The sequence below is a fragment of the Mycoplana sp. MJR14 genome (genome assembly GCF_029210525.1).
GTDB lineage: Bacteria > Pseudomonadota > Alphaproteobacteria > Rhizobiales > Rhizobiaceae > Mycoplana.
The window spans coordinates 70389-96425 of the sequence record NZ_JARGEO010000014.1; the positions used below are offsets into that span (position 1 = coordinate 70389).

A 26037-nucleotide genomic window follows, 5' to 3' on the forward strand; every position below is an offset into this window, starting at 1 on the left:
CTCAGCCTCGCCCCGTGACGACCGGCGTATCGTCGCGCGCGCCCCATTCCGACCAGGAGCCGTCGTAGAGCGTGTTGTCCTCGTGGCCGAGCGATTGCAGGGCGAGCGTGATGATGGCCGCCGTCAGCCCCGAGCCGCAGGTGGTGACGACCGGCCGGTCCAGGTCGATGCCGGCCTCCGAAAAGGTCGATTTCAGCGCCTCCAGATCCTTCAGCCGGCCGTCCACCGAAAAGACGCCCGAGGGAAGGCTGCGGGCGCCGGGCATGTGCCCCGAGCGCATCCCGGCCCGCGGTTCGGCCTCCTCGCCGGTGAAGCGGCCGAGGCTGCGCGCGTCGGCGATCTGGCGGCCGCCCGTCGAGGCGATGGCGAACATCTCGTCGAAGGAGGTGACCGCGTCGGCCTTGAACCGGGGGCGGAAATGGCTGGGCTTCGGTTCCGGCAGGTCCGTCTCGAGCGGCCGGCCCTCGCGCTTCCAGCCGTCGAGGCCGCCGTCCATGACGAACACGTTCTGCGCGCCCATGGTCCGCAAGAGCCACCACACGCGCGGCGCGGTGAAGATGCCCGGGCCGTCATAGACGACGATCGTGTCGGTATCCGACAGGCCGAGCTTTTCGACCGCGGCGGCGAAATCCTCGGGCGAGGGGATCGAATGCGGCAGGCCGGTCGAATGGTCGGCGATCGCGTCCTGGTCGTAGAACACAGCACCCGGGATGTGGCCCGCGGCATATTCGGCAGCGCCGTTGCGGTTCTGCGCGGGCAGGTACCACGACGCATCGACGACCTTGAACGCGGCGTCGCCCAGCTGCTTCTGGACCCAGTCGGCGCTGACGACGAACTTGCTCTTTTCGGCGGACACGAATGCTGCTCCTTCAGGGCGCGGGATCGGGCGATCCGAACTTGATGCGGAAACGCCGGTTCTCCTTGCCCTTTTTCTCGATCTTCGAAATGTGGATGGCGCCGACTTCCTGGGTTTCGGAGACATGCGTGCCGCCGCAGGGCTGGCTGTCGATCGCCGAGTTCTCGCCGATGCAGACCAGGCTGACGCGGCCGAGCCCCATCGGGGGACGCACGTTCTTCGACTTCACAATGCCCGGATTGGCCGCAAGTTCCTCGTCGGTGATCCACTGGACGTAGACGGGGTGGTTTTCGTCCACGAGCTGCATCAGCCGCGCGGTCACCTCGTCCCGGTCGATCGTCTCGCTCATGTCGAAATCGACGCGGCTTTCCTCTTCGCCGACCGCAGCACCGGTGATCGGAAAGGGGCAGACGACCGAGAGCAGGTGGCAGGCCGTGTGCATGCGCATCAGCCGGTACCGCCGCGGCCAGTCGACATGCAGGACCAGCTTCTCGCCCACGGACGGAAGCAGGCCGCTCTCCAGCGGCCGGTGGATGATGATGTCCTTGGTCGGACCGTGCGCCGTCGGCCCCAGCACGATCCGGCTGCCGTCGGCGCGTTCGAGGAAGCCGGTGTCGCCCGGCTGTCCGCCCGAGGTGGCGTAGAAGCAGGTCTGGTCGAGCTCGATGCCGCCGTCCTCATGAACCGCAGTGACGACGGCCTCGGCGGTGGACAGGTAGAAATCGTCGCGAAAGAGCGCGGCAACGGGCTTTGTCATTGATCACGCAACAGCTTGATAGGGGACCTTGATCGTCGACGTCGCCTTCAGCCATGCCGGCACCGGCAGGCCCTTCGACACGAGGAAGTCCGGGTTGAACAGTTTGGACTGGTAGCGGTTACCATAGTCGCACAGGATCGTCACGACCGTGTGGCCCGGACCGAGATCCTTCGCCAGCCGGATGGCGCCGGCAATGTTGATGCCGGTCGAGCCGCCGACGCAGATGCCCTCGTGCTCGATCAGGTCGAAGACCAGCGGCACCGCCTCGGTGTCGGGGATCTGGTAGGAGAAGTCCGGCGTGAAGCCTTCGAGGTTGGCGGTGATCCGGCCCTGGCCGATGCCTTCGGTGATGGAGCTTCCGGAGGACTTCAGCTCGCCGTGCGCATAGTAGTTGTAGAGCGCCGCCCCGTCCGGATCGGCCAGGCCGATCTTGATGGCCGGGTTCCTGGCGCGAAGGCCCGCGGCGACCCCGGCGAGCGTCCCGCCGGAGCCGACGGCGCAGACGAAGCCGTCCACCTTGCCGTCGGTGTCGCGCCAGATCTCCGGGGCCGTCGTTTCGATGTGGGCGTCGCGATTGGCGACGTTGTCGAACTGGTTGGCCCAGATCGCCCCGTTCGGCTCGGTCTTCGAAAGCTGCTCGGCCAGCCGGCCGGAAATCTTCACATAGTTGTTGGGGTTCTTGTAGGGGACGGCCGGCACCTCGACGAGTTCGGCGCCGAGCAGCCTCAGCGCGTCCTTCTTCTCCTGGCTCTGCGTCTCCGGGATGACGATGACGGTGCGGTAGCCGAGCGCCTGCGCGACGAGGGCGAGCCCGATGCCGGTGTTGCCGGCCGTGCCTTCCACGATGACGCCGCCCGGGCGCAGCTGGCCGGCCTTCTCCGCCGCCCTGATGATCGACAGCGCCGCGCGATCCTTCACCGACTGGCCGGGGTTGAGAAACTCGGCCTTGCCCAGAATGGTGCATCCGGTCGCGTCCGAAGCGCCCTTCAGCTTGATGAGCGGGGTATTGCCGATTGCGTCCAATACCGAAGGAAGAATTGCCATTGTCCGCGAACCTCGCACTTTAACATCCTAGATTAGGCAGCGACTTTTCGGACCGCAAGCAAGGGTTTGCAAGAAAATCTGTTCCCAGTGTCGATCCGCCAGAGGCAAAATTTGGCCGGCTCGGCCGCAGCACCGGCCTATCCGCCGCGATCGGACCTGATCCGGCCGAAGGCGGCAAGGGCGCGGTCGCGGGCGGCGCGGTGATCGACCAGCGGCTGCGGATAGGTGGTGCCGAGCGATATCTTCGCGGCCTCGAGTACCGCGTCGGGGGCTGCGAACGGCCGGTGGACGAATGTCTTCGGAAGGGCTGTGAGTTCCGGCACGAAGGTCTTCACATATGCGCCATCCGGATCGAATCGCTCGCCCTGCAGCACCGGATTGAAGATGCGGAAGAACGGTGCCGCATCGGCGCCGCAGCCGGCCACCCACTGCCAGCTCGCCGCGTTCGAGGCGGGATCGGCGTCGACCAGCGTGTCGCGGAACCAGGCCTCGCCGCGCCGCCAGTCGATCAGGAGGTCCTTGATCAGAAACGAGGCCGCGATCATCCGCACGCGGTTGTGCATGGTGCCCTGCGTCCAGAGCTGCCGCATGCCGGCATCGACGATCGGGTAGCCCGTCAGGCCGCGGGTCCAGGCGGCGAAATGCGCCTCGTCGTCGCGCCAGCCGAAGGCATCGAAGCGGCGGTCGAGGCTTTCGCTGGCAAGGCGGGGATGGTGGAACAGGAGGTGATAGGAGAAGTCGCGCCAGGCGATCTCCTTGCGGAAGGCGATCAGCCCGTCCGCACCCTTGCCGCTTCGCGCGCCGCGCGCCGCATGCCAGATCGCCGCCGGCGTGATCTCGCCGAGGGCGAGGTGCGGCGACAGCCGCGAGGTGCCGTCGCGGGCGGGAAAGTCGCGGGCCTCGCCGTAACCGTCGAGGCCCTGCGCGACGAACCGTCGTAGCCGCTTCTTCGCGGCCTCTTCGCCCGGCGTCCAGATTTCGGCAAACCGGCTCGCCCAGTCGGGTTTCGACGGTGTCAGCGCCCAGTCCTCCAGCCGGTCGCTCGCCGGAAATCCGGTGGGCGAGGGGATGCGGTCCGGTGCGTCGATCGGCGTATCCGGCTCGCCGCCCTCCGACAACGCCCGCCAGAAGGGCGTGTAGACCTTGTAGGCGCCGCCGGCCCTGGTCTTCAGCCGGGACGGATCGTGCAGCAGTTGCCCGGCAAAGCTCTGCACCGCAATTCCGGCCTCGCGCAGCCTCGCCTTGAGCGCGCGGTCGGTATTGATTCCGTCCGGATCGTGCCGGCGGTTCCAGTAGACGGCGACCGCGCCGGTCTCCCGCACGAAGGCCGGCAGGACATCGGCCGCCTTGCCGCGCCGGAGGATCAGCCGTCCTCCCAGCCTCTCGATTCGCCGCGCGAGTTCGTCCAGGGAATGATGCAGCCACCACGCCTGCGCCGCGCCATAGGGCAGCGCCTGCGCGTTGTCCTCCTCGAGCAGGAAGAGGGGGAGCACCGGGCGGCCGCTCGAGACGGCCGCTGCGAGCGCGTGGTTGTCGCCAAGCCTGAGGTCGCGGCGGAACCAGACGACCACCGGGGCGGTGTTCGACGGAGACGTCGCATGTCTCGCCGTCATCGCCGGTGCCTGTCGTCGCCGCCCGGCCTGCCACCGGCGCCCGGCCCGTCGCCGACGCGCCTTTTCCGGCTGTGCCGGACGCCCACCTCTGCCTTGCCGCCGTCCACCAGCGCCACGCCGGCGCCGAGCAACGCCGCCTCGATCGCCTGCAGCGACGTCATCGGCGGCAGGTTGCGCTCGTGCTCGAAGTCGGCGATCGTGCGCACCGACACGCGCGCGGCCTCGGCCAGCTGATCCTCCGTCCATTCGATCAGCGCCCGCCCGGCGCGGCATTGCGATGCAGTGATCATGGAAGGCCTCGCGTCGATCCCGTATTGTATTTTTCGCAAGTCGAACCGGTATCCGATCCGGCCCGGCGACGATCCGTGCGGGGAGGAACGCGCAGACGCCGGAACTGTTTCCGGGCGGGTGCGGCGAAAAGCAGGTCAGCGACTGGAGGCACCGGGCCTGTGGCGATCCCGGAATGCAAAAAGGGCCGCGCCGATCAAGGCGCAGCCCTTCGAAAAACTGGCTCCCCGGGCCGGATTCGAACCGGCGACCTGTCGATTAACAGTCGAATGCTCTACCGCTGAGCTACCAGGGATCATCCGCTCGCTGCGGAGTGAGCGCGTAATACAAACGCTGAACCGATTTGCCAAGCGCTTTTTTTGCAAAATGACGCATCTTCCTTGATTGATTGCGGGCGAGGAACCAGATGTCAGCTTCAGGCATTGGATTTCCGGCATGGACGGCCAGTCACAGAGGATCGTAACGAGAACCGATGAAAGCGAAAGAAACCACAGGAACCCGTTTCGGCATCGATCACGGCACCCATGAGATCGTGATCGGTTCCTTCCGTCTCAAGCTGCCGCAATCGAAGGCGTGGCGGATGGCGGTGGGGATCCTGCTCGTCTTCTTCGGTCTCCTCGGCTTCCTGCCGGTGCTGGGCTTCTGGATGGTGCCGCTCGGCCTCCTGGTGCTGTCGCACGATTCCCCCTTTCTGCGCCGCCAGCGCCGCAAGCTCTCCGTCTGGTGGGCCAGCCGCAAGATGCGACCGAAGCCGTAAGCGGCGGCGCGATTCCGTCCGGTCACAGCGGCCGATCCAGAAACACCGATCGCAGGGTAGTGAAACCGTTCGTTTCCCGGTAGGGTGATCGGCGGATGGAGGAGATCGGGAGGAATGGATGAGCGACCGAGCAATCGGATACCTGATAGCCGCTGAGTTCTCTGCCCTCGTATGGATCGCACTGGCGGTGGCGATCGTCTCGCGCTGAACGCGCCCGAGTAGCGTCCCGCAATGCCAGTGGCCGCTCGGCTTCGGGCCGTATCGCTCTGGCAGCCGCCCGCCCGCATGCGCCGTCGTTCCTCGGTGCCCGGGTCCGGGTTCTCGCGCCATGGGGCCGGGCAAGCCGCTACCCGGCCGAACGGAAACGCCGCCCCAGCCGAAATCCTTGCCGGTGGTCCAGGGCGCGCCGTGGCGGGATCGCCGGGCCGCTATTGCCAGACCATCACCTCGGCAAAATCGGGATCCGCCTTGGACTCCGCCGCCAGCTCGCATGCGCCCTCGGACATCGCGGTCAGCTCACCGCCGACCAGGATCCCGTAGATCACCAGCAGATGCTTGTCGTGATAGTCCTTCTGCTCCGCCGTCAACTTGTCGGCGTTGACAGGGGCCAGGCCCTCGAAGGCCTTTTCCATCTTCTTGTCGTCCAGCGTGAAGCCGTCGCAAACGGCGGCGATGGCGGCCTGATGGGCAAGCACCTGCAGGTCGGCGGTCTGCTTTTCGTCCAGCGCGCCCTCCAGGAGGGCGATGGCGTGCTGGCGCACGAAGCTGGTGGCCGGCTCCTGGGCGCTTGCGTGGACGGGGGAAAGAAGGAAAGAGGCGCCGACGGCGAATGAAAGCCAGTACTTCATGATGCGACCCTTCGATGAGTTCAGAACACGCGGCTCGTCCAGGCCGGGAGGTAGGTCCCGTTGTTGTTGTAGCAGGCGACCTGGTTCGGGTAGCAGATGACACCCCGGGAAGGACTGAAGGGCGCCCCGCCGTAGACCGGCCGCGGTCCGATATACTGGTTGTGGTGATGATGGTCATGCGAGATCGCCGCCGCCGCGATGCCCCCGAGAAGCACGCCGCCGACCAGTGCGGCCGTATCGTCGGAATGCCAGCTGCGCGCGGACGCGGATCCGACCACGGCGCCCATGCAAATGCCGGCAAGAAGTATTCTCGCTGCGAACCCTGCCATCTCGCTCTCCCGCAAAGCTCAACCGGGCATTTCCATCGCCCGCACGCGGCAGGGTGACAGGATGCACGCTGGAGTCAAGGATCGGACACAGATCCGGTTGTATCGCGCAACCTGGGATGAAGCGGAAAGCGCAGGCCGGCTGCGCCGTAAATACATGATTCAAAGGGGAAAAAGTGGAGGCCTCGCCCGGAATCGAACCGGGGTGCAAGGATTTGCAGTCCTCTGCGTAACCACTCCGCCACGAGGCCATCCGTCTGCTTAAAAGCGAGTGGTGCCGGGCGTTTAGAACGAATTGAAAATCGGTGCAAGAGGCATTCGACGCCCGATGGCGGTTTTCCTCGTTGGCGGTCCTGTGGCCGGACGTGTCTCCGGCAGGCCGGCTCCGCCCGGGCGATGGGGCGAAGCCGGGGCCGTGCCGGGCCTTCTCAGGCGGACAGCCGGCGGGCGTATTCGCTGCGCAGCCGGGTCCAGCGCGGCCAGAACGCTTCGGGCGCCTTGCCCGAGACGCGCTCGACGAGAACGTCGAGATGGACGTGCCAACCGGCTCCCACCATTTCCATGGTCGCGCGGTCGGGCAGGCGGCGATGCACGAGCGTCAGCAGCACCTCGCTGCCCTTCGGCTCGAGCTCGATGGACACGTCGCCGCTGCGGCTCCAGGAAAAGGCGATCTTGCGCGGCGGGTCCAGTTCGGTGATCCGGCTCTGCATCCGGTGCTCCTCCGAAAAGCCCTCCGGCCGCGTGCCGGGCGCGTCGCTGAGCTCGTCGTTGCGCCAGACGAATTCGAACGGCGCGCCGACCTTCAGCTCCATGTCGCCCGCCGCCAGCCATTTCCGGCGCAGCTCGCTTTCGGTCAGATAGGACCAGACCCGTTCGATCGGGCCGGGCAGGAGACGCTGCAGCGTCAGCGTGGCCGGTTCCGTCAGGGAGCCGTAGGCGTCGAGTGTCAGGACTTCGGTCATCTGTCTTCTCCTCTGCTGGGTTTGGGGGGCTTTCTTGCATCGTCTTCGCGTAAAAGGCGCTCGAGAACGTCGAGCCGCTCGATCCAGAACCGCTCGTAGTGGCTCAGCCAGGCATGCGCGCTGGCGAGCGGGCCGGGCGCGAGCCGGCAGAGATGGGTGCGGCCCCGCACCTCGCGACGGATCAGGCCGGCATTCTCCAGCGCCTTGATGTGCTTCGACGCCGCCGCCAGCGAGATCAAAAACGGTTCCGCCAGCTGGCTGACCGTTCGCTCGCCGTCGGCCAGTTCGCGCAGCATCCTGCGCCGCGTGGCGTCGCCGAGGGCGTGGAAGACGGAATCGAGCAGGGGGGCGTTTAATTCAACCATGTAGTTGAATATAGACCCGCGCGGATCGATATTCAACCATTTTGTTGAATGATATTTCGACGCGCGGCTGGACGGCGAGGGAGCGCATCCGGACCCTGGCCGTCTTGTCGTTCACGCGGGAATGGGGCCGGCGACCGGCCGCGCATCGAATGCCCCGCCGGAGGATCGTCCGGCCGGGAGCGGAATCGGAGGATGCTGACCCTAGTAGTCGGCGTTCTGCGTGCCGGTGCGCATGCCGACGATCTCGGCGTCGGGCGACGGACCCTGATATTGCGAGTAGGTCGTGTTGTTCGCGGCGGAGGTGGTGCAACCGGAAAGCACCAGCAGCGAGAGGAAAAACGCGATCGATGATGCAGCACGTCTCATGGAGCCCCTCCAGGGCCGCTGAATGCGGCAAGGGAGATTTATCGCCCGTTTTCAGTCATTTGCAAGGGGCGCGTCCGCCCGAGTGTCGAAAAGGGAGTTTGCACGGCTGTTCCGGTCGCCGGCGCCGGGACGGCCGCTTGACGCGCGAGCGGCGCCCGTGGGGCGCCGCTTGAGGGCCTTATCGTCGGCAGTCCGTGCCCGCAACCGCAGGGCGTTCAGCCCGGCGTGCCTTCGAGCCCGACGAGTGCGATCTTCGGATAGCCGGCGGTGCGCAGCAGGTTCATCACGTCCATCACGTCGCCGTAGCCGACCGCCTTGTCGGCCCGAAGCAGGATGCGGGTCTGCCGGTTGCCGCCGGTGATCGCGTCGAGTTCGCTGCCGAACGCCTCTCGGGCGACGGTGCCGTTTCCGAGCGACAGCGTCAGGTCCTGCTTCAGCGTCACGAACACCGGCTTGTCCTCGCGCGGCGCCGGCCGGGCGACGGAGGAGGGGAGGTCGACATTGATGTCGACGGTCGCCAGCGGCGCGGCCACCATGAAGATGATCAGCAGCACCAGCATCACGTCGATGAACGGCGTGACGTTGATCTCGCTGTTCTCCTCCAGGTCGTCGCCGCCGCCTTCCTTGATCTTGCCTGCCATGGTTCAGCCCATCCTGACGAGTGCGGGATCCGCCCGGCCGGTGCCGGCCGACCGGTTGGCGGCGAGCCGGGCGCGGCGCACGTCGAGATCGCGGCTGACGAGCCGCTCGATCGCCGCGGACGTGTCGCTGAGGCCCTGGCGATAGGCGGTGATGGCGCGGGCGAGGAAGTTGTAGAACACCACCGCGGGAATGGCGGCGACGAGGCCGATCGCCGTTGCGAGCAGCGCTTCGGCGATACCGGGTGCCACGATCGCGAGATTGGTGGTCTGCGCCTCGGAGATGCCGATGAACGAGTTCATGATCCCCCACACCGTGCCGAACAGGCCGACGAACGGTGCGGTGGAGCCGATGGTGGCGAGGATGCCGGTTCCCTTGGCGATCTGCCGGCCGGCGCGGACTTCGGCGCGCTGCAGCCGCGAGGCGACGCGTTCCTTGACCCCCGCATCGGAGACGAAATCCAGGACTGCGTCGGAACTGTCCATCTCCTGCCGCGCCGCGTGCACCATGCGGGCGGGCACGCTGCGCCGGCTGTGGAAGATCTCCTCTGCCGCGGCCAGGCCCTGCGCGTCGGTCAGGTTGCGCACGGCGCGGCGGACGGTGCGCTGAACGGCGCCGAGTTCGATGATCTTGGCGATCAGCACGGTCCAGGTGACGAAGGAGGCGAAGGCGAGGCCGATCATCACGCCCTTGACCACCAGGTCGGCCGCCATGAACATGCCCCAGGGCGAAAGATCGTGCGGCAGGCCGGCCTGGCGTTCGCCGCCGGCTTCCACCTGCACCGCTTCGTCGCCCGGCACGATGGCGCCGTCGGTCGCCCCGGCGGGGGCGGTCTGGCTCTCGGCGGAAGGAGATGCAGCAGTCACGGGCGCCGCGGTCGAAGGCGTCGCCGCGCCCGGCGTGCCTGCGTCGGTGCCGGCCTGAGGGGCGCCGGCCTGAGGGGCGGCGGCACTCGGCGCGGAAAGCTGCGGCGTCGAGCTGTCTGCGGCGGGAGCCGCACCGCTCGTCGCCGGCGTGGTGGCGGTCGGCCGCTCCTGCGTCTGCGTCGTTGCGGCAGTCGGGGCGTTTTCCTGTGCCTGTGCTGCGGGAATGGAAAGTGTAAGGCCGATTGCGGCGAGTGCCGCGGCCATTAGGGGCCGTGTCAGCAAAGTCCGGATCCTCTGGTCGTTGGGCCAAGGGAGCAAGGCGCAGGCCTGCGCCGCACTCCGGTTGTGCCAATTCATGAGCGTCCCATACAACAATTATGCGCGGCGGGGCAACGTTATCATGACCGCTTTTGTCATGATATTTGCGGGGGACGCTTTAACGCCTCTTCACTTTTTTGCGCTTTCCAGGCGGTTCGGCGTATGGACACCCGTGCCGAAACGGCATTAAGACACTGCTGGAATTTTCCGCCGGCGCTCTCGCGCGGCCGGGAGGCTCCGGCAGGGCAGCAATCAGGACGGCAATGATGGACTACACCGCAGCGCGCATCAAAATGGTCGATAACCAGATCCGGACGACGGACGTGACTTCGCATTCGGTCCTCGACGCGTTCCTGACCGTCCCCCGCGAGGCCTTCGTTCCCGCCCGGCTGAAGCCGCTGGCCTATATCGACAACGACATCGAGGTCGCGCCCGGCCGCTACCTGATGGAGCCGTCGCCGCTCGCCAAGCTCATCCAGCTCGCGGCGATCACGAAGGGCGACGTCGTCCTCGAGGTCGGCTGCAACACCGGCTATGCCTCGGCGATCCTGTCGAAACTTTCCGGCTCCGTCGTCGCTCTGGAGAGCGACGAGGCGCTCGCGGCCGCGGCCGGCGAGACGCTTTCCGAGCTGGGCTACGACAACGTCGCGGTCGTGACCGGCGAACTCGACAAGGGCTATGCCGCCGAGGCGCCCTATGACGCGATCTTCATCCACGGCGCGGTGGAATTCGTCCCGGAAGCCTTCTTCGCCCAGTTGCGCGACGGCGGCCGCCTGGTGGTCGTCGAGGGCTACGGCAACGCCTCGCAGGCCCGCCTCTACGTCAAGGAGCGCGGCATCGCGTCCGAGCGCAGCGCCTTCAACACCGCGGTCAAGCCGCTGCCGGGCTTCCGCAAGGCCGCCGAGTTCGTGTTCTGATTAACCTTTTAGTAAAATCCGAGTCGATTTCGACCGTGTTTTATGCGCAAGATCGCATATGCGGCGAGTCAGCCGCATCGGAATCGCGACGTGGGGACGGGGCGATTGGAGCGCATCCGGAGCCGCAGGGCGGCTTTGGCTGGAGGGGTGAACACCATGGTGCTTCGGCAGCGATGCTGACGACCGGGATCACGAACAGGTCAGCGCATGGCGCGCGGTACGGCGGCAAAAAACCGCCGCATTCGCAGGGGATTTGCGGCGCGGCGCTCACGGCAGCGCAGTGCCACCGAGGGGGTCGGCACACCGATCCAGTCTGGAGTTCATAGGTGTCAATCTTGCGCAAGTCCGCGCTCGCCGCGGCGCTCGTTCCCGCTCTTCTGGCCACGACGCTGCCAGCATCCGCAGAGACCGTGGCAGGCGCCATGGCCAAGGCCTACGCCAACAATCCGGACCTGAACGCCGCCCGCGCAGCACTCCGCGCCATCGACGAGAACGTCACGATCGCCAAGGCGGCGATGCGGCCGCAAATCACCGGCGTGGCGGAGGCGAACGCCACCCGGCGCCTCTACGACAAGCCCGTCTCCTCCGGCCTGTTCGCGCCGGCGACGCGACGCAACGACACCTTCACCTCCGCCTACGGCATCTCCGTCACCCAGCAGATCTTCGACGGCTTCCAGACGCTGAACAACGTCCGCTCCGCCGAGGCCAACGTGCTCGCCAACCGCGAGGCCTTGCGCGCCCAGGAGATCAGCATCCTGCTGGCGGCCGTCGAGGCCTATGCCAACATCGCCCGCGACCAGGCGATCGTCGGCATCCGCAAGCAGAACCTGGAGTTCCTGCGCGAGCAGTTGAACGCCTCGCGCGCCCGTCTCGACGTGGGCGAGGGCACCCAGACCGACGTCAGCCTGTCCGAATCGCAGCTTGCCGAGGCGCAGGCGCTGCTGGTCTCCGCCGAGGCGGCGTTGAAGACCAGCGAGGCGGTCTATTTCCAGATCGTCGGCGACGTGCCGAAGAACATCAAGCAGCCGGGGCCGGCGACGCGCGGGCTTCCGGCGACGCTGGACCAGGCCGTCGCGATCGGCCTGCGCGAGCATCCGACGATCCTTTCGGCCGAGCGCAGCGTCGATGCCGCCGGCTACAACGTCAAGGCGGCCGAAGGCACCATGCTTCCCGGCGTCTCGATCCAGGGCGACGTCTTCAAGTCGGTCAACAGCAGCGGCAGCACCAACGACAACATCGAAGGCAGCATCTCCGCCCGCGTCACCGTGCCGATCTACCAGGGCGGCGCCGAATACGGCCAGATCCGCCAGGCGAAGGAGCGGCTCGGCCAGCAGCGCATCCTCGTCGATTCGGCCCGCCTCGAGATCCAGCAGACGATCATCTCCGCCCACACCCAGCTCGAAGCGGCGCGCGCCGCGATTAAGGCGAACCTGGCCGAGATCGAGGCCGCCAACATGGCGCTGAAGGGCGTCATCGAGGAGCGCAACGTCGGCCAGCGCACCACGCTCGACGTGCTGATCGCCCAGCAGACCGTCCTCGATGCGCAGGAGAGCCTCGTCCTGTCCCGCCGGGTCGAGGTCGTGGCCAGCTATTCGCTTCTGGCCTCGATCGCGCGCCTGACGGTCAAGGACCAGCACCTGAAGGTCGCCGAATACCGCTCCGAGAAGCACTACGAGGCCGTCAAGGACAAGTGGTTCGGCCTGCGCACCGTCGACGGCCGCTGAACCCCGGATGGGCGCTGCCATTGGCATCGCCCACAAATCTGTGCATCACTGTTAAGAGTTGATTCGCGACGATTTTTTTGCCCTCGCGAGTGACCTATGGTCTTGCCCATCCGCACCGCCTGCACGCCGATTTGAGCGTGCGCGAAGGTCGGGCGGCGCAGTGAACGGGGATGGAAATGGCTCAGCCGAATGTAGCGCGCGAACCGTCGATGGACGAGATACTGGCGTCGATCCGCCGGATCATCGAAAGCAATGAACCGCCGGTCGGCGGGCAGGCCGCCTTCGCCCCGATCGCTCCCGAAGACGATGGTTCCGCCGGCGACGACAGCTTCGAGGACGAGGTGATCGTCGCCGACCTGATGGCCGATCGGCCGTCGTTCGATCGTTCCGCCTTCGACCGTTCCCCCTTCGAGCGTGCGCCAGCCGATGCCCCGGTCCAGCCCGTGCCGCTGCAGGCGCCGGCGATCGAGCCGGAGACGCGCGCCCAGCCGGCGATGTCGCTCGCCGATGTCGCAGCCCGCGTGCGGGCCGCCTCCGAGCGCAACGGACTGCTCCTGCGTGAGCAGCCCGCCCGCCCGGCGCCCGAGCCGGACGTATCGCGCACGGAGAAGCCGTTCCAGGCGTCCCCGGCCGCCGTGGCGCCGGCCGCAGCCGAAGCCGCCCCCGAGCCGGCGCCGCAGCCGCTGTCTGTCGCAGAACCTGCGCCGCAGCCGCCTTTGAACCCGGTGTCGCTGGCGGCCACCGCCTCGCGCGGCCAGCTGATGTCGCCCGATATCGGCGCCAAGGTGGCCGACGCCTTCGGGGCGCTGGCCGAGGCGGTCGAGGCCGGCCCGCGCCGGTCCTTCGACGAGATCGCCGAGGACATGCTGCGGCCGATGCTGCAGGAATGGCTGGACGACAACCTGCCGACGCTGGTCGAGCGCCTGGTGCGCGAGGAGATCGAGCGCGTGGCGCGCGGACCGCGCCGTTAAATCGACCGTTTTTGCTGATGCGATGGGCCGCGCCGCACAGGGCGCGGCTTTTCTTTTGTCGATGTTGACTCCAAACTAGCCATCCGGTTTACAACCCGGTGACTGAAACAGTGGGCATGGCCAGTAAGATGCTTGAAAAAAATTATGATTCCGCGGCCGTAGAACCGAGAATTGCCAAGGTCTGGGAAGAGGCCGACGCCTTCCGCGCCGGCGCGGGCGCCAAACCCGGGGCCGAGACGTTCTCGATCGTGATCCCGCCGCCGAACGTGACCGGCTCGCTGCATATGGGACACGCGCTGAACAACACGCTGCAGGACATCATGGTCCGCTTCGAGCGCATGCGCGGCAAGGACGTGCTCTGGCAGCCGGGCATGGACCATGCCGGCATCGCCACCCAGATGGTCGTCGAGCGCCGGCTGATGGAGAAGCAGCAGCACCGTCGCGAGATGGGCCGCGAGGCCTTCGTCGAGAAGGTCTGGGAGTGGAAAGCCGAATCCGGCGGCCTGATCTTCAACCAGTTGCGCCGCCTCGGCGCATCGGCCGACTGGTCGCGCGAGCGCTTCACCATGGACGAGGGCCTCTCGGAGGCCGTTCTCGAAGTTTTCGTAAGCCTTTACAAGGAAGGGCTCATCTACAAGGACAAGCGCCTCGTCAACTGGGATCCGAAGCTTCTGACGGCGATCTCCGACCTGGAGGTCGAGCAGGTCGAGGTCAGCGGCCACCTCTGGCACCTGCGCTATCCGCTGGAGCCGGGCGTTACCTATGAGCATCCGGTCGCCTTCGACGAGGACGGCAAGGCCACCGAGTGGGAGACGCGCGACTATCTGGTCGTCGCCACCACCCGGCCGGAGACGATGCTGGGCGACACCGGCGTGGCCGTCCACCCGGACGACGAGCGCTACAAGTCGATCGTCGGCAAGCATGTCATCCTGCCGATCGTCGGCCGCAAGATCCCGATCGTCGCCGACGAGTATCCGGACCCGACCGCCGGCACCGGCGCCGTCAAGATGACCCCGGCGCACGACTTCAACGACTTCGAGGTCGGCAAGCGCCAGGGCCTGCGCGCCGTCAACGTGCTGACCGTCGAGGGCCGGGTGACGCTGAAGGACAACGAGGACTTCCTCGAAGGCCTCGATCATCCCGCGGCACTGCACGGCGCCTGGGACCGGCTCGAGGGCAAGGACCGCTTCGAGGCGCGCAAGATCATCGTCGAGATCCTCGAGGAGGCGGGCCTCGTCGACCGGATCGAGCCGCACAAGCACACCGTTCCCCACGGCGACCGCGGCGGCGTGCCGATCGAGCCGCGCCTGACCGAGCAGTGGTACGTCGACGCCAAGACGCTGGCCAGGCCCGCAATCGCCTCCGTGCGAGAGGGCCGCACCAAGTTCGTGCCGAAGAACTGGGAAAAGACCTATTTCGAGTGGATGGAGAACATCCAGCCCTGGTGTGTCTCCCGCCAGCTGTGGTGGGGCCACCAGATCCCCGCCTGGTACGGTCCGGACGGCCAGGTCTTCGTCGAGAAGACCGAGGAGGAGGCGCTGCACGCCGCCATCCAGCACTACATCTCGCACGAGGGCCCGTGGAAGGCCTGGGTGGAGGAGAAGCTGGAGAACTTCGAGCCCGGCGAGATCCTGACCCGCGACGAGGACGTGCTCGACACCTGGTTCTCGTCCGCGCTCTGGCCGTTCTCCACGCTCGGCTGGCCGAAGGAGACGCCGGAACTCGATCGCTACTACCAGACCGACGTGCTCGTCACCGGCTTCGACATCATCTTCTTCTGGGTCGCCCGGATGATGATGATGGGCCTGCACTTCATGAAGGACGACCTCGGCAATCCGATCGAGCCGTTCCACACCGTCTATGTCCACGCGCTGGTGCGCGACAAGAACGGGCAGAAGATGTCGAAGTCGAAGGGCAACGTCATCGACCCGCTCGACCTGATCGACGAGTACGGCGCCGACGCGCTGCGCTTCACGCTCGCCATCATGGCCGCCCAGGGGCGCGACGTGAAGCTCGACCCCGCCCGCGTCGCCGGCTACCGCAACTTCGGCACCAAGCTGTGGAACGCCACGCGCTTCGCCGAGATGAACGGCGTCAAGCTCGATCCGCAGTTCGTGCCGGAGGCCGCATCGCTCACGATCAACCGCTGGATCCTGACCGAGCTCGCCCGCACCGCCCGCGACGTCACCGAGGCGATCGAGACCTACCGCTTCAACGATGCGGCCGGCGCGCTCTACCGCTTCGTCTGGAACCAGTTCTGCGACTGGTACCTGGAACTGCTGAAGCCGGTGTTCAACGGCGAGGACGAGGGCGCCAAGGCCGAATCGCAGGCCTGCGCGGCCTACGTGCTGGAGGAGACCTACAAGCTCCTGCATCCGTTCATGCCGTTCATGACCGAGGAGCTCTGGGCGCACACGGCCGGCGAGGGCGTCGAGCGGCAGGGCCTCATCTGCCATGCCGAATGGCCGTCGCCCGCCTATGCGGACGAGGCCGCGGCGGACGAGACCAACTGGCTGGTCGATCTCGTCTCCGGCATCCGCTCGGTCCGCTCCGAGATGAACGTGCCGCCGGCGGCGGTCGCCCCGCTCGTCATGGTCGGTGCCAACGCGCAGACCCGGGCGCGGCTGGAGCGCCACGAGCCGGCCATCCGCAGGCTGGCCCGCGTGGGCGAGATCGTTCTCGCCGATGAAGCGCCGAAGGGTGCGGCCCAGATCGTGATCGGCGAGGCCACGGCCTGCCTGCCGCTCGGCGCCCTGATCGACCTCACGGCGGAAGCCGCAAGGCTGGAGAAGGCGATCGCCAAGGCCAACGGCGAGGCCGAGCGCATCCGCGGCAAGCTCGCCAACGAGAAGTTCGTCGCCAATGCCAAGGCGGACGTCGTCGAGGCGGAGCGCGAGCGGCTGGCGGAACTCGACCAGCAGTTGTCGAGCCTCGGCATTGCGCTCGCCCGTGTGATCGAGGCCGGCTGAGTCGATCAGCAGCCCTTAATAGCTGCGGATATTCACAACCGCGCCGCATCTGCGGCGCGGTTTTTCTTTGCCGTGCGGACCAATTCACCCGATGTGGTCGAAATGTGACACATCGTCATTTCCGGGGAATGGAATACTCTAAAATTTAAGGGTTTTCCGCTATTGGGGAAAAAATGATCTCGCGTGGCGGCGTTTTGGGTGTGGTCGACGCGAATTTACGTAATTCAGGAAACCGCGTGTCACCGGCGATCGGGCGACCTGGCGTTTGCAAAGCGTCCGAGGCTCTCTGATACTCTTTTGCGATTGCGGCGGATCACGGAAACCGGGCCGCTGCGAAGCATTCTGGGGGGATTTATGAGAAGACTGAAATTGACGTCGGGGATCGCGGGACTTGCGGCGCTCGCCGTTTCCACCTCGGCGCTGGCCGGTGGCCTCGAGCGGCACGGTTACGACACCGACCTTTTGTTCGAGGATTCGCCGTTCTTTTTCGACGGCTCGGTGACCTATGTCATGCCGAACCGGAAGATCGAGAATGCGCGCGACCACAGCGTTCCGGATACGGATCCGACCAATCTGAACAACCTCGGCTATTCGACGACCGCCGACGAATACGAGAACTACGCCGACCCCTATGTCGGCGGAAAGGCCGCGATCGGCGATTCCATCGACTGCATGGTGGACTATTCCGAACCCTGGGGCGCCAGCTCCAATCCCGGCCGCCACTGGGCGGGCGCCAAGGACATGACCGAGATCGATGTCTACAGCCACAACTACGGCGGCACCTGCTCCTACAAGTTCGACATGGGCCCGGGCCAGTTCCGCGTCATCGGCGGCGGCTTCTACCAGGAAATCGGCGGCCACAAGGAGGCGGTGGTCTTCGCCCCTGAGGTGCTGCCGGGCATGGGGGCGCTCCTCGGCCAGGATTTCTCCAGCTACAGCGGCCTCGGCCGGCTGGACGGCATGGAGGACAGCAGCGGCGGCTGGCGGCTCGGCATCGGCTACGAGATCCCCGAATACGCCATGCGCGCAAGCCTGGTCTACAACAGCCGGGTGAAGTACGACAGCATCGACGGCACGCTGGACCTGACCGGGGTGCCGGCCGCGGCCGCCCTGCTCGAAATGGACCCGATGAGGCAGGCGCTCTATTCGCGCATCTTCGGCGTCAGCACGCCGGTCACCGGCTCTGCGACCCTTCCGGACTCGCTCGAACTGAAGCTCCAGTCGGGGATCGCGCCCGATTGGCTGGCCTTCGGCTCGGTCAAGTGGACCAACTGGAGCCTGCTGCAGACGGTGGAGTTCACCTGCGACGGCAGCGCGGCCTTCTGTGGTGCTGCCGATGGCGTGGCGCTGACCTCGCTCGACCTCTTCTACCGCGACGGCTGGACGGTCACCGGCGGCGTCGGCCACAAGTTCAACGAACAGTGGAGCGGCGGCGTCAGCCTGACCTGGGACCGCGGCACCAGCACCGTGACCGGCTCGCAGTCCGACAGCTGGACCGTCGGCCTCGGCGCGGCCTACGCCCCGACCGAGAACGTCGAGCTGCGCCTCGCCGGCGCGCTCGGGCTGCTGACGAGCGGGGAATCGAACCCGGTCAACCTGACGACGACGAGCTACGAGTACGGAACCGACTTCGTCTCCGCACTCTCCGGGGAGTTCAGAGTTAAATTCTGATTGACCTTGTGGCGAAAGATGAAGGTCCGGGTCATACCCGGGCCTTTTTTCTCGTTAATAGTGGCTCAAAGCTGAATGACCCGTTGGGGATATGGTTGACGAGAACTCTTCTCCTTTAGCGCATGTGCCGAATTGGCAACACATTCTTTGCGATAGTTTGCTACACAGGAGTGAGGAGCCGTCTTGTCCATTTCCCGCCACAAACGGGGAGCAGCGATGGGCTCGAGAGGGCGCTTGTGGACGAGCGCCGAAGGAACCGATGAACCGAGTGACGCCATACGCGACGGAAATGCCATCAGGACGCTCCAAACAGGCGTCGGCTTCCGTCGTTTCCAACAGCTGCGTGGCGCATCGGAACATGGCTGACCTTGTTCAAGTCCTTGTTCCAACTCTGGAAATCCGCCTGCCGCAGGGCGCGGTAAGGTGCGGAAGATAGCTGTAACCCATGTACAAGCCTGAGTCACTTTCGCTGAAATGTCTCGCCGTCGGCCTTTGTCTGTCGTTCAGCCAGGGCATCCTGGCTGCGCGCGCGCTCGCCTTCGATCCGGCTGCCGGCGTCAGCAAGGAAAGCCGCCCGTTCGACCTCTTCAAGTTCGGCTTCTTCTCCTACAAGGAAGGGCGCAAGGAAGACGCGATCGAGGCCTATCGCTATGCGGCCGAGAAGGGCCACACCGGCTCGCGCTGGGCGCTCGCCAACATGTATGCCGACGGCGACGGCGTTCCGGAGAACGATCTCGAGGCGTTCAAGATCTATAGCGAGATCGCAAGCCAGGGCGTCGAGCCGGGATCGGAGGACACGGGCTTCTTCGTCAATGCCCTGATCGCCCTTGCCGGCTACTACAGCCGCGGCATTCCCGACAGCCCCGTGCAGATCGACCTCGCCCAGGCGCGCCAGCTCTATTTCCAGGCCGCCTCCACCTTCGGCGTGCCGGAAGCGCAGTACGAGCTCGCCCGGATGATGCTGTCGGGCGAGGGCGGTTCGGCCAACATCCACCAGGCCAAGAAGTGGCTGAACAGGGCGCAGAAGAACGGTCATGCCGGGGCGATGGGCCTGCTCGGCAACATCATCTTCCAGGAGGGGCAGGCGGCCCGCGGCCTGGCGATGATGACGACCGCGCTCGACCGTTGCGGCCCCAAGGATCGCCCCTGGCTGCAGGAGATGCAGGAGCAGGCGTTCTCGCTGGCAAGCGAGAAGGACCGGCGCAAGGCGGTCGAGCTGGCGAGGGAAGCCGTCGCCGGCGTCAACTGATCCTTTGCGGATCGCCGCGCGCCGTCCTTGGCGGCCGCGACCGGCCGGCGGCCCGAATTCTTCCGAACATCACGGACATGATCGCGAACGCAGTGCGCTCGCCCCGACGGGCGGGCAGGCGGTCCGGATTGCCGAATTCAGGCTGCAGCAGCCCGGGCCGGCCGCCCGGTCACATCGCCAGATGCGCGACGACGGGAACGTGGTCGGACGGCTTTTCCCAGTTGCGGACATGTTTCTCGACGTCGGCGCTGACGAGCCGGTCGGCGGCTTCCGGCGAGAGCATCAGGTGGTCGATGCGGATGCCGAAGTTCTTCGGCCAGCAGCCGCCCTGGTAGTCCCAGAAGGTGTAGAGCGGCGTCTCGTCCGTCGTGGCGCGCAGCGCATCGGTGAAGCCGAGGTTCTCAAGCCTGCGGAACGCCTGGCGGGTCGGCGACAGGTAGAGCGCGTCGTTCTCCCAGACCTTGACGTCCCAGCAGTCGTGCGGCTCGGGGATCACGTTGTAGTCGCCGGCGAGCACGATCGGCTCCTCCAGCGCCAGGCGGTCTTCGGCGAACCGCGACAGCCGCTCCATCCAGGCGAGCTTGTAGGGATACTTTGCCGGGTCCTGTGCCGGATTGCCGTTCGGCAGGTAGATCGAGCAGACGCGGACCACGCCGCCGTTGACCGAGAACACCCCCTCGATGAAGCGCGACTGCTCGTCCGTGTCGTCGCCCGGCAGGCCGCGGCTGATCTCGTCGGGCCGCATCTTCGACAGCAGCGCCACGCCGTTGAACCCCTTCTGCCCGTGCGTCTCGACATGGTAGCCGAGCGCTTCGACCTCGAGGCGAGGGAAAGCGTCGTCCTGGCACTTGATCTCCTGCAGCGCGACGATGTCGGGCTGCGATTCCTTCAGCCAGGCGATGAGGTTGTCGATGCGGGCGCGCACGCCGTTGATGTTCCAGGTCGCGATCTTCATCGACAGTCTCCGATTTATGGGCTGCGCCCGGCCGGGCGGCCCGCCTTTCTAGCCGCTCCGATTTCCTTTGACAAACCGGTTCGCCGCCGCGCCTGCCGCCCTGCGAGACGCGCGGCAAGGGGCCGGCCGCCGCAGCGCGGCACGGCGGTCGCCGAGACAGGGGATGACTGGGAAGGCGGCGCAGGTCCACCCGGCCGCCGTGTCGTCCGGATGTCAGATGGAGAAGCTGGTGCCGCAGCCGCAGCTTGCCACGGCGTTGGGGTTCTTGATCTGGAAGGACTGGCCCATCAGGTTGTCGACGAAGTCGATCTCCGAGCCGTCCATGTAGACGAGCGAGAGCTGGTCGATCAGGACGCGCGCGTCGCCCTTCTCCAGCACCATGTCGTCGTCGGCGGAGGCGTCCACGAGGTCGAACTTGTAGGAGAAGCCCGAGCATCCGCCGCCTTCGACCGAGACGCGCATGGCCTTCTTGGCCGGGTCGCTGCTGAGGATGCTGGCGATGCGCTTTGCGGCCGCATCGGAAAGGGTCACGTTCTTGTCGTTCATCAAGTTCCTCCGGGCGGGGTCAAGGTCCGCCGAGAATCGATTCCGTGCCGACCGCCGTCGCTTCCGGCTTCGAGCTGCATGGTAACACGTCCTGCAACCACATGATATTGCTCGCAGACGGCCATTGCGCTTGCGGTGCGGCTTTACGCTGTGCACACTATAGGTATGAAGGCATCGGGGCCGCGTCAATGGGCGGCCCGAATGCGGGTGAGCTATGACACTGGACAGACATGCCCTCGGCTTCGGCGCAGGCCAGCGGGCGATCTATGCGGCCGATCCCTGGACGAGCCGTGGCCGTCTCTTCGAGGAGGGCAAGAGCCCGACCCGTTCGGATTTCCAGCGTGATCGCGACCGGATCGTCCACACGACCGCCTTCCGCCGCCTGAAGCACAAGACCCAGGTCTTCATCGCCGCCGACGGCGATCACTACCGCACGCGGCTGACCCACACGATCGAGGTCGCCCAGATCGCCCGCGCGCTCGCCCGGGCGCTGCGTCTCGACGAGGATCTCGCCGAGGGCGTGGCGCTGGTGCACGATTTCGGCCACACCCCCTTCGGCCACACCGGCGAGGACGCCCTGCACGAGGCGCTCGCCCCCTATGGCGGCTTCGACCACAACGCCCAGTCGCTCAGGATCGTCACCAAGCTGGAACGGCGCTATGCCGAGTTCGACGGGCTGAACCTGACCTGGGAGACGCTGGAGGGGCTCGTCAAGCACAACGGCCCGCTCTTGACCGCCGACGGGCAGGGCACGCGCGGTCCCGTCCCGCAGCCGATCCTCGACTACTGCGCCCTCCACGATCTCGAGCTTGCGAGCTATGCCAGCCTGGAGGCGCAGGTGGCGGCGATCGCCGACGACATCGCCTACAACACCCACGACATCGACGACGGCCTGCGCTCCGGCTACCTCTCCTTCGAGATGCTGGAGGAGATCCCGTTCCTGGCCGGCCTGATGGCGGAGGTCCGGCAGCTCTATCCGAGCCTCGAGCCGGCGCGCTTCACCCACGAGATCATGCGCCGCCAGATCACGGCGATGGTCGAGGACGTGATCGGCTATGCCCAGGCCTCGCTGCGCCAGGTGCGCCCGAAGAGCGCCGGCGACGTGCGCCAGGCCGGGCGGGTCATGGCCACCTTCTCCGAGGCGATGCTGGTCACCGACCGGCAGATCAAGAAGATGCTGTTTTCGCGGATCTACCGCCATCCCGACGTGATGCGCGTGCGCGCCAACGCCGCCTCGATCGTCAGCGACCTGTTCAAGGCCTATATGGACGACCCGCAGCTGATGCAGGGGCACTACTGGGTGGATCACATCCGGGACATGCCGCAGGCCGCCAGGGCCCGCCATGTCGGCGACTATCTCGCCGGCATGACCGACAACTACGCGATCGATACCCACAGGCGCTTGTTTGACCACACTCCGGAATTGCGATAGTCACCCGGCCGACTGCAAATTCAGCGCTTTGGGCGCTCTTGCGCCGAGCGCGGCGCGCGGATGGAAGACATGAATCTCTTTACTGATTTCGACAGCAGGATCAAAAAGGTACTGGAAGAAATTGATGTGGTGCGTGAAAATCGTGCCGCCGTCGATTTCGGCCGTGTCGGGGTCGAGCCGCCGCGCGATGCCAGCCATGGCGACGTCGCCACCAATGCCGCGATGGTGCTGGCCAAGCCGCTCGGCACCAATCCGCGCGCGCTCGCCGAGCTGATCGTCGAGAAGCTCAGCCAGGATCCGGAAGTGGCCGAAGTCACCGTCGCCGGCCCCGGCTTCATCAACGTGCGCCTGTCGGTCGGCTACTGGCAGAAGGTGCTGGCCGACATGATCCGCGCCGGCACCGATTTCGGCCGCAGCACCGTCGGCGCCGGCCGCAAGGTCAACGTCGAATACGTCTCGGCCAACCCGACCGGTCCGATGCATGTCGGCCATTGCCGCGGCGCCGTCGTCGGCGACGCGCTGGCGAACCTCCTGGCCTTCTCGGGCTACGACGTCACCAAGGAATACTACATCAACGACGCCGGCTCGCAGGTGGACGTGCTCGCGCGCTCCGCCTTCCTGCGCTACCGCCAGGCGCTCGGCGAGAAGATCGGCGAGATCCCGCCCGGCCTCTATCCCGGCGACTATCTCGTCCCGGTGGGCGAGGCGCTGGCGGCGGAATTCGGCTCCAGCCTGCGGCTGATGCCGGAGGAGAAGTGGCTGCCGATCGTCAAGGACAAGACGATCGACGCGATGATGGCGATGATCCGCGCCGATCTCGACGCGCTGAACGTCCATCACGACGTCTTCTATTCCGAGCGCACGCTGCATGCGAACGGCGGCGCGCCGATCCGCACGGCGATCAACGACCTGACCTTCAAGGGCCACGTCTACAAGGGCGTGCTGCCGCCGCCGAAGGGGCAGCTGCCGGAGGACTGGGAGGACCGCGAGCAGACGCTGTTCCGCTCCACCGAGGTCGGCGACGACATCGACCGGCCGCTGATCAAGTCGGACGGCAGCTACACCTACTTCGCCGCCGACGTCGCCTATTTCAAGGACAAGTTCGACCGCGGCTTCGACGAGATGATCTACATCCTCGGCGCCGACCACGGCGGCTACGTCAAGCGGCTGGAGGCGGTCTGCCGGGCGATCTCCGAGGGCAACGCCAGGCTGACCGTTCTGCTCTGCCAGCTCGTCAAGCTGTTCCGCAACGGCGAGCCGGTGAAGATGTCGAAGCGCTCCGGCGATTTCGTCACCCTGCGCGAGGTGGTGGACGAGGTCGGCCGCGATCCCGTGCGCTTCATGATGCTCTACCGCAAGAGCTCCGAGCCGCTCGATTTCGACTTCGCGAAGGTGACCGAGCAGTCGAAGGACAATCCGGTCTTCTACGTGCAGTATGCGCATGCGCGCTGCATGTCGACTTTCCGCAAAGCGGTGGAAGCCTTCCCGGATCTCGATTTGGACAGCCTTGATCTTGCCGCCACGGTGGAGGGGATCTCTGATCCGAACGAGTTGCAGTTGCTAGCAAAAGTCGCGGAATACCCTCGCATTGTCGAGGCTGCTTCGCTTGCACATGAACCACACCGTATCGCCTTTTACCTCTACGATCTCGCGAGCGTCTTCCATGCGCACTACAACAAGGGCAAGGATCAGCCGGACTTACGTTTTGTTAATGATAAAAACCGACAATTGAGTATAGCCAGACTCGGGCTGGTGTTTGCTGTTGCATCCGTTCTGAAATCGGGCCTCGCCATTACTGGCACGGCCGCCCCGGACGAGATGCGCTAGCGTCACCATTTGCCCACAATAAGCTGGCAAACGCGATTTTGTAGCTTGTGAGTGGAGCAGCATGGCAGACAAGAATCTCGCGCGAAGCGGACCCGCCGATAACGTCATCCTCTCGGATGACGATCCATTGGCGGAGCTCGCACGCATTGTCGGCTACGAGCCACGCAATGTGCCCACTGCAGCCCGCCCGGTGCCCCCAGAGCCCCTTCAGGAGCCTGCATTCGATCTGGAGAGCGAACTTCTCAGGGAGTTCGCGCTCTATGATGCGCCCGCGCTCGATCCGGCAGCCGAACTCGAAAGCGCGCCCGAGCCGTCATACGATCAGGACGAGGCTGGTGCGGAAAGCGTGATTCCCGCCGTCGAAGCGGTCGAGCCCGGTGTCGTCGCGCCTGCCTATGCCGAGCCGTCCTACGAGGAAGAGCCCGCACCGCTCTATGCGGACGAACCCGCCCTGAGTGCTGATTCGAATTGGCAGGACGAGGCCGCGTTTGCCGCGCCTGTTTCGGAGGCGGAAGCCGTCTCCACCTGGGACATCCAGCCCGCCTATGAAGGCGAAGAGGCTCTGCCTGCGATCGAGCACCAGGAAGAGGTCGCCTACGAGGCGCCGCCGGTCGTCGAACCCGTGACGCCGGTCGCCCCGGAACACGACGACGGCCCCGCTGTCCCGACCTTCCTTGGTCTCCAGCCGGCGGACTATGCCGCTCCGTTCGAGGAGCCGGTGGCGCTCGATCTCGACCAGGAACTCGAGCTTTCGCTGGGTGAGGCGTTTGCCGAACCGTCCGAACCCGCAGCCGAAGCGGCGCAGGAAGAGGCGGCGCCGGCGGCGGCCTGGCCGGCCGCCGAGGGCCGGGTCCATCACGACATTCCCGCCTATGATCCGGCCGCGGCCGGCTATGCCGTCGTCGATACCGGCGATGCCCATGCCGGCATGATGCAGGAGAGCTTTGTCGAGGCGCTGCCTGCCGTAGCTTCGCACGATGCAGCGGAGACCGCGTTTGCGTCGGCGCCGAGCTATGCCGACCCGGTTCCGGTGACGCCGGAACTCGGCGAGGGCGCGCATTTCGAGGCAGAGGAATTGCCGGTCGAGATCGGCGCGGTCGATTTCGTGCCGGACTGGGTGTCCGATCCGCATGCCAATGCGGTGCTCGCCGCGGCCGAGGAGGCTCTGCCTCCGCATGTCGACGACGCCCCGGAGGCGCCGGTCTTCGAGCCGCCGCAGGCCTACGAGGTCGCCCCGCCGGCGCGGGCCGCCGACGGCTTCGACATGGATGAGCTGCTGGCGGAAGTCGAGCGCTTCCCCGTTCCCGAGAGCCGTCCGCCGCTGGCAGCCCCGCTGGAAGCGCCGCGCCCGCGTCCGGGCATGCTCGAGGGCTTCTCGAACGTGAAATTCTCCCGGGCAACCCCGGTGGCGATGGCCCGCCCGCCCGTGGCTGCACCCGAACCCGTCGCCATCCCCGAGACGGCGTTTGCCGTGCCCGCAGCTTTCGAGCCGCCGGCCGTCGAGCCGGTCGTCGAAGTCGCCGCGGCCGCCACGGTCGAGCCGGTCTTTGCGGCACCCGCTGACGAAGCGGTCCCGCCTGCCGTCGAGAGCGTCGCTGCGGAGATCGATGACCCCTTTGCGAATTTCGAGCTCGATCTGTCCGACATCGATTTCGATCTCGACCCGTCCGAACTGCTGCCGTCCGAGCAGCCGTCCGCGCCGCCCTCCGCGCCGGCCGTAGCCGCCATGGCGGCGGCGACGGTGGTCCCGGCCGCGGCGCGCGCCGCGCCC

Annotated in this window: 24 protein-coding genes, 2 tRNA genes and 1 pseudogene; 10 read left to right on the forward strand and 17 right to left on the reverse strand. The window is 66.4% G+C overall.

All coding sequences use genetic code 11. From position 1 onward, the window contains the following. Window position 1 precedes the first annotated feature (1 nt). The 7 genes from sseA to P0086_RS23295 form a co-directional block, all read right to left on the reverse strand. Window positions 2–856 carry a 3-mercaptopyruvate sulfurtransferase gene (gene sseA, locus P0086_RS23265; RefSeq protein ID WP_275790383.1) on the reverse strand — a complete coding sequence of 285 codons (855 nt, stop codon included), beginning with the start codon at window positions 854–856 and terminating at the stop codon, window positions 2–4. A gap of 13 nt (window positions 857–869) precedes the next feature. After that, on the reverse strand, window positions 870–1613 hold the full coding sequence (locus tag P0086_RS23270) for an alanyl-tRNA editing protein (RefSeq protein ID WP_275790384.1): 744 nt from the start codon (window positions 1611–1613) through the stop codon (window positions 870–872). A gap of 3 nt (window positions 1614–1616) precedes the next feature. Continuing rightward, window positions 1617–2657: a cysteine synthase A gene (locus tag P0086_RS23275; protein WP_112614335.1), complete on the reverse strand. Its 1041-nt coding sequence runs from the start codon at window positions 2655–2657 to the stop codon at window positions 1617–1619. A 137-nt stretch (window positions 2658–2794) separates the two neighbouring features. Further along, window positions 2795–4270 (reverse strand): deoxyribodipyrimidine photo-lyase, encoded by a 1476-nt coding sequence (locus tag P0086_RS23280; RefSeq protein WP_275790388.1) that lies wholly within the window; start codon window positions 4268–4270, stop codon window positions 2795–2797. Further along, on the reverse strand, window positions 4267–4560 hold the full coding sequence (locus tag P0086_RS23285) for a helix-turn-helix transcriptional regulator (RefSeq protein ID WP_275790390.1): 294 nt from the start codon (window positions 4558–4560) through the stop codon (window positions 4267–4269). The genes P0086_RS23280 and P0086_RS23285 overlap by 4 nt, the downstream gene beginning before the upstream one ends. Window positions 4561–4778: 218 nt before the next feature. Then, window positions 4779–4853: transfer RNA gene (locus tag P0086_RS23290), tRNA-Asn, on the reverse strand. After that, a complete protein-coding gene (locus tag P0086_RS23295) occupies window positions 4844–4981 on the reverse strand; it encodes a hypothetical protein (protein ID WP_275790393.1) in 138 nt (45 codons plus the stop codon). The genes P0086_RS23290 and P0086_RS23295 overlap by 10 nt, the downstream gene beginning before the upstream one ends. Window positions 4982–5030: 49 nt before the next feature. Here P0086_RS23295 and P0086_RS23300 point away from each other — a divergent pair, with 49 nt between their 5' ends. Continuing rightward, window positions 5031–5315, forward strand: coding sequence for a hypothetical protein (locus tag P0086_RS23300; RefSeq protein ID WP_112599323.1), 285 nt, complete (start codon window positions 5031–5033; stop codon window positions 5313–5315). Between the two features lie 428 nt (window positions 5316–5743). On the opposite strand, the gene P0086_RS23305 is transcribed toward P0086_RS23300, so the two are convergent. The 8 genes from P0086_RS23305 to exbB all read right to left on the reverse strand — a co-directional run bounded on the left by P0086_RS23305 (window position 5744) and on the right by exbB (window position 9969). After that, the gene (locus P0086_RS23305) at window positions 5744–6163 is read right to left on the reverse strand and encodes a hypothetical protein (protein WP_148191907.1); all 420 of its coding nucleotides are present in this window, start codon (window positions 6161–6163) and stop codon (window positions 5744–5746) included. A 20-nt stretch (window positions 6164–6183) separates the two neighbouring features. Continuing rightward, window positions 6184–6492 carry a hypothetical protein gene (locus tag P0086_RS23310; protein ID WP_275790396.1) on the reverse strand — a complete coding sequence of 103 codons (309 nt, stop codon included), beginning with the start codon at window positions 6490–6492 and terminating at the stop codon, window positions 6184–6186. 174 nt (window positions 6493–6666) lie between these two features. Continuing rightward, window positions 6667–6740 (reverse strand) — tRNA-Cys (locus P0086_RS23315). 177 nt (window positions 6741–6917) lie between these two features. Beyond that, on the reverse strand, window positions 6918–7451 hold the full coding sequence (locus P0086_RS23320; RefSeq protein ID WP_275790399.1) for an SRPBCC family protein: 534 nt from the start codon (window positions 7449–7451) through the stop codon (window positions 6918–6920). Continuing rightward, window positions 7448–7816, reverse strand: coding sequence for a metalloregulator ArsR/SmtB family transcription factor (locus P0086_RS23325; protein WP_275790428.1), 369 nt, complete (start codon window positions 7814–7816; stop codon window positions 7448–7450). The genes P0086_RS23320 and P0086_RS23325 overlap by 4 nt, the downstream gene beginning before the upstream one ends. Window positions 7817–8017: 201 nt before the next feature. Then, window positions 8018–8182: a hypothetical protein gene (locus P0086_RS23330; RefSeq protein ID WP_275790400.1), complete on the reverse strand. Its 165-nt coding sequence runs from the start codon at window positions 8180–8182 to the stop codon at window positions 8018–8020. Window positions 8183–8397: 215 nt separating this feature from the next. Beyond that, on the reverse strand, window positions 8398–8823 hold the full coding sequence (exbD, locus tag P0086_RS23335; RefSeq protein WP_112599318.1) for a TonB system transport protein ExbD: 426 nt from the start codon (window positions 8821–8823) through the stop codon (window positions 8398–8400). 3 nt (window positions 8824–8826) lie between these two features. Next, window positions 8827–9969, reverse strand: a complete 1143-nt coding sequence (gene exbB / locus P0086_RS23340; RefSeq protein ID WP_275790402.1) for a tonB-system energizer ExbB — start codon at window positions 9967–9969, stop codon at window positions 8827–8829. Between the two features lie 302 nt (window positions 9970–10271). Between exbB and P0086_RS23345 the strand changes: the two genes are divergently transcribed. The 6 genes from P0086_RS23345 (at window position 10272) to exoR (ending at window position 19506) form a co-directional block, all read left to right on the forward strand. Further along, window positions 10272–10922 carry a protein-L-isoaspartate O-methyltransferase gene (locus tag P0086_RS23345; RefSeq protein WP_112599316.1) on the forward strand — a complete coding sequence of 217 codons (651 nt, stop codon included), beginning with the start codon at window positions 10272–10274 and terminating at the stop codon, window positions 10920–10922. A gap of 326 nt (window positions 10923–11248) precedes the next feature. After that, window positions 11249–12646, forward strand: a complete 1398-nt coding sequence (locus P0086_RS23350; RefSeq protein ID WP_112605202.1) for a TolC family outer membrane protein — start codon at window positions 11249–11251, stop codon at window positions 12644–12646. 176 nt (window positions 12647–12822) lie between these two features. Next, complete coding sequence (locus tag P0086_RS23355) at window positions 12823–13617, forward strand: DUF2497 domain-containing protein (protein ID WP_275790405.1); 795 nt, start codon at window positions 12823–12825, stop codon at window positions 13615–13617. Between the two features lie 128 nt (window positions 13618–13745). Next, window positions 13746–16586, forward strand: coding sequence for a valine--tRNA ligase (locus P0086_RS23360; RefSeq protein WP_275790407.1), 2841 nt, complete (start codon window positions 13746–13748; stop codon window positions 16584–16586). A gap of 354 nt (window positions 16587–16940) precedes the next feature. Next, on the forward strand, window positions 16941–18257 hold the full coding sequence (locus P0086_RS23365; protein WP_112599313.1) for an OmpP1/FadL family transporter: 1317 nt from the start codon (window positions 16941–16943) through the stop codon (window positions 18255–18257). A gap of 445 nt (window positions 18258–18702) precedes the next feature. Further along, entirely contained in the window at window positions 18703–19506 is an 804-nt protein-coding gene (gene exoR / locus P0086_RS23370) for an exopolysaccharide production regulator ExoR (RefSeq protein WP_112599312.1), read from the forward strand. Between the two features lie 169 nt (window positions 19507–19675). On the opposite strand, the gene xth is transcribed toward exoR, so the two are convergent. After that, window positions 19676–20461 carry an exodeoxyribonuclease III gene (gene xth, locus P0086_RS23375; protein WP_275790410.1) on the reverse strand — a complete coding sequence of 262 codons (786 nt, stop codon included), beginning with the start codon at window positions 20459–20461 and terminating at the stop codon, window positions 19676–19678. Window positions 20462–20674: 213 nt separating this feature from the next. Continuing rightward, on the reverse strand, window positions 20675–21007 hold the full coding sequence (gene erpA / locus P0086_RS23380; RefSeq protein WP_112599310.1) for an iron-sulfur cluster insertion protein ErpA: 333 nt from the start codon (window positions 21005–21007) through the stop codon (window positions 20675–20677). A 214-nt stretch (window positions 21008–21221) separates the two neighbouring features. Between erpA and P0086_RS23385 the strand changes: the two genes are divergently transcribed. The 3 genes and pseudogenes from P0086_RS23385 to P0086_RS23395 form a co-directional block, all read left to right on the forward strand. Further along, window positions 21222–22439, forward strand: coding sequence for a deoxyguanosinetriphosphate triphosphohydrolase (locus P0086_RS23385; RefSeq protein ID WP_148178493.1), 1218 nt, complete (start codon window positions 21222–21224; stop codon window positions 22437–22439). A 69-nt stretch (window positions 22440–22508) separates the two neighbouring features. Continuing rightward, a complete protein-coding gene (gene argS / locus P0086_RS23390) occupies window positions 22509–24266 on the forward strand; it encodes an arginine--tRNA ligase (RefSeq protein ID WP_112599308.1) in 1758 nt (585 codons plus the stop codon). A gap of 61 nt (window positions 24267–24327) precedes the next feature. Continuing rightward, window positions 24328–26037 (forward strand): annotated as a pseudogene (locus P0086_RS23395) (hypothetical protein); the annotation flags it as partial.